At 47.1% G+C, this 2,905-nt stretch carries 5 protein-coding genes; all 5 read left to right on the top strand.

The window, feature by feature from the left end; all coding sequences use genetic code 11:
* Positions 1-56: 56 nt before the first annotated feature.
* The 5 genes from cas6e to cas2e all read left to right on the top strand — a co-directional run bounded on the left by cas6e (position 57) and on the right by cas2e (position 2,782).
* Entirely contained in the window at positions 57-782 is a 726-nt protein-coding gene (gene cas6e / locus M0R47_RS21615; RefSeq protein WP_292558425.1) for a type I-E CRISPR-associated protein Cas6/Cse3/CasE, read from the top strand.
* 53 nt (positions 783-835) lie between these two features.
* Entirely contained in the window at positions 836-1,111 is a 276-nt protein-coding gene (locus M0R47_RS21610) for a type II toxin-antitoxin system Phd/YefM family antitoxin (protein WP_292558424.1), read from the top strand.
* The gene (locus M0R47_RS21605; protein WP_292558423.1) at positions 1,108-1,434 is read left to right on the top strand and encodes a type II toxin-antitoxin system RelE/ParE family toxin; all 327 of its coding nucleotides are present in this window, start codon (positions 1,108-1,110) and stop codon (positions 1,432-1,434) included. Before M0R47_RS21610 ends, M0R47_RS21605 begins: the two co-directional genes overlap by 4 nt.
* Positions 1,435-1,584: 150 nt before the next feature.
* A complete protein-coding gene (cas1e, locus tag M0R47_RS21600; RefSeq protein ID WP_292558422.1) occupies positions 1,585-2,496 on the top strand; it encodes a type I-E CRISPR-associated endonuclease Cas1e in 912 nt (303 codons plus the stop codon).
* A complete protein-coding gene (gene cas2e / locus M0R47_RS21595) occupies positions 2,477-2,782 on the top strand; it encodes a type I-E CRISPR-associated endoribonuclease Cas2e (RefSeq protein ID WP_292558421.1) in 306 nt (101 codons plus the stop codon). The genes cas1e and cas2e overlap by 20 nt, the downstream gene beginning before the upstream one ends.
* The last annotated feature ends 123 nt before the right edge of the window (positions 2,783-2,905 follow it).

The following is a 2,905-nucleotide window of genomic DNA, read 5'->3' as shown; positions in this document are numbered from 1 at the left end:
GCATTGGCAATTTTGCTCACGCGATGAATATGTATTGTTAGCAACAGGAGAAAGTCATGTATCTGAGTCGCGTTAATGTGTTGGCTGAACAGCCCGACCAACTGGCGAAAATATTAAAAGCCGATCATTACGAACTTCACCGGTTGTTATGGCTGCTTTTTCCTGAGCACAAAGAAAATGATCCTCGTGACTTTTTGTTTCGACGCGATGAGAGCAAAGGTTTTCCTGTTTTTTATGTGCAGTCGTCAATTAAGCCAAGCCCATTAGCAGGTATTTTGGCGGTTGAATCCAAAGAATTTAACCCGCAACTCAAAGCGGGCGACAAACTGCGGTTTACATTGCGAGCGAATCCGGTAGAACAGATCGCCAAGGAGCGAACTACAGAGGAGCAACAGCTGTTGCGGATTGAACGACAAAAAAAAGGTTTGCGGGATAAGGAAATACTTCCTATGAAAAGAGTTCGTCATGATGTAGTCATGCAGCTGAAAAAAACACTCTCAGATGAAGCGGGACAGTATTCCCAGGCTGAGTTGGAACAACTGGCGGGCGAAACATGGTTAGAAAAAAAAGCTGAAAGCAATGGCTTTAAATTGCATTCTGTCATCGCCGACGGTTACCAACAGCACCATTTTAAAAAACGCGGCATCAAAATCAGCACCCTGGATTTTCAAGGCGTTTTAGAAGTCACTGAACCGGAGTTATTTATTCGGGATGCCCTTTATAAAGGTATAGGCCCCGCCAAAGCCTTCGGTTGCGGCCTGCTTTCTTTAGCAAGGATTTAAAAGCAACTAAATTTAGTTTATATTTAGTTCTTTGCAAAATACGTGGGAATAGTATGAATCTATCAAAAAACATTAAGCCGATTAGCTATCTCAAGGCCAATGCCGCGCAAGTGGCTTTGGAATTGAAAGAGTCTGGCGAGGCGATGGTTATTACCCAGAACGGCGAAGCCACGATGGTGGTTCAGTCCGTTGCTGAGTATGAGCGCATGCAGGAAACCTTAGCATTGCTGAAAATGCTGGCGCAAAGCCAACAAGCGGTCAGTTTAGGAAAAACTGTCCCCAGTGCAGATGCCTTTAGTCAATTGCGGGCGAAGCGCGGGTTAGCATGACGCTGGAGGTTGTTCTCTCAGAACCGGCGCTGGCTGATTTGCTGGATATTAATGATTATTATCTATGCGAAGTCAGCGATCGCGTTCCGAGTAAGATCATTGATGGCTTGGAAACTGCCGTAAACAATTTAGCTGAGTTTCCCGATAGAGGCAGTATCCCCAAGGAGTTGCTGTCTCTGGGGATTCGGCAGTATCGACAGGTAATTGAAAAGCCATATCGGATTATTTATGAAACATTTGTCGATAAAATTGTAGTTCATGCAATACTCGATGGACGGCGCGATATGCAAAGTTTACTCATGCAACGTATTTTACGTGGATGAGGTTATGTCTGTTTTGGACTGGACATTTGCTGCGGCTACGGTTTGTTGATGATTGCGAGAATTTATCTTAGAGGCTTTGTAAAGTTCACTCTGCTTACCTACATCCCTGTAGGCAATGCAAAGTCTCCACTTCCAAAAACAAGGACCAGTATGCTGCCACCCCTAAAACCCATCACCATGAAAGAACGCGTCTCCATGGTTTTTATCGAAAAAGGCCAGGTTGACGTTAAAGATGGGGCTTTCGTGGTTATTGACGAAACCGGCATCAGAACCCATATCCCGGTCGGCAGTATCGCTTGCATCATGCTCGAACCGGGGACGCGGGTTTCTCATCATGCCGTCGCCTTGGCCGCCAGAGCCGGAACCTTGCTGGTTTGGGTCGGCGAGGCCGGGGTTCGGCTTTATGCTTCCGGTCAGCCGGGCGGTGCGCGTTCGGATCGATTGCTGTATCAGGCCAAGTTGGCATTGGACGATGTGGCGCGCTTAAAAGTAGTCCGTAAAATGTACGAAATCCGCTTTGGCGAAAAGCCGCCGGAGCGGCGTAGCGTTGAACAACTGCGCGGCATAGAAGGCGCTCGCGTTAAAAAAATCTACCAGTTATTAGCTAAACAGGCCGGTGTGGAATGGAAAGGTCGTTTGTATGACCAGACGGAATGGAACAACAGCGATATGCCGAACCGCTGCATCAGTTCCGCAACGGCCTGTTTGTATGGTATCAGCGAAGCCGCGGTACTGGCGGCAGGCTACGCGCCTGCCATCGGCTTTATTCACACTGGAAAACCTTTGTCATTCGTCTACGACATTGCCGACTTGTTCAAGTTTGATGACATTATTCCCCATGCTTTTAAAATCGCCGCCAAAAACTATCACGATCCGGAAAGGGAGGTTCGCTTGATGTGTCGGGATATTTTTCGGCAAAGTAAAATTCTCAGAAAAATCATCCCCACTATAGAAGAAGTCCTGGCCGCCGGTGAACTCGAACTACCAAAACCCGCAGAAGAAAATATCGCTCCTGCTATTCCTAACCCGGAGAGTATCGGCGATGTTGGTCATCGTAGTTGAAAACGTCCCGCACCGATTAAGAGGGCGATTAGCTGTTTGGCTGATTGAGATTCGGGCGGGCGTTTATGTCGGCGATTTATCGGCCAAAGTCAGGGAAATGATTTGGTCGCAAATTGAAGACGGTATTGAAGAAGGCAACGCAATTATGACCTGGAGCACCAATACCGAATCGGGATTTGATTTTCTCACGCTGGGCGAAAACCGCCGTCTGCCGGTCGAGTTTGACGGACTCAAACTGGTTTCTTTTTATCCGGTTGAAGACCAAAAGGATAAAGATGCTCTTTAACAATTTATTGGTAAAAAACGGCTATTTTTTTTGGTGGGAAAGCCGGAGTAGTTATTTCGGTTGATTTACAATGTGTTATGATCAGTGCGTTCCCCACACCCGTGGGGATGAACCGTGCTTTTC

Source organism: Methylobacter sp., assembly GCF_023227905.1.
Taxonomy (GTDB): domain Bacteria; phylum Pseudomonadota; class Gammaproteobacteria; order Methylococcales; family Methylomonadaceae; genus Methylobacter_A.
Note: the sequence above shows the minus strand (reverse complement) of the source record. Positions and strands in the feature narration are given on the sequence as shown.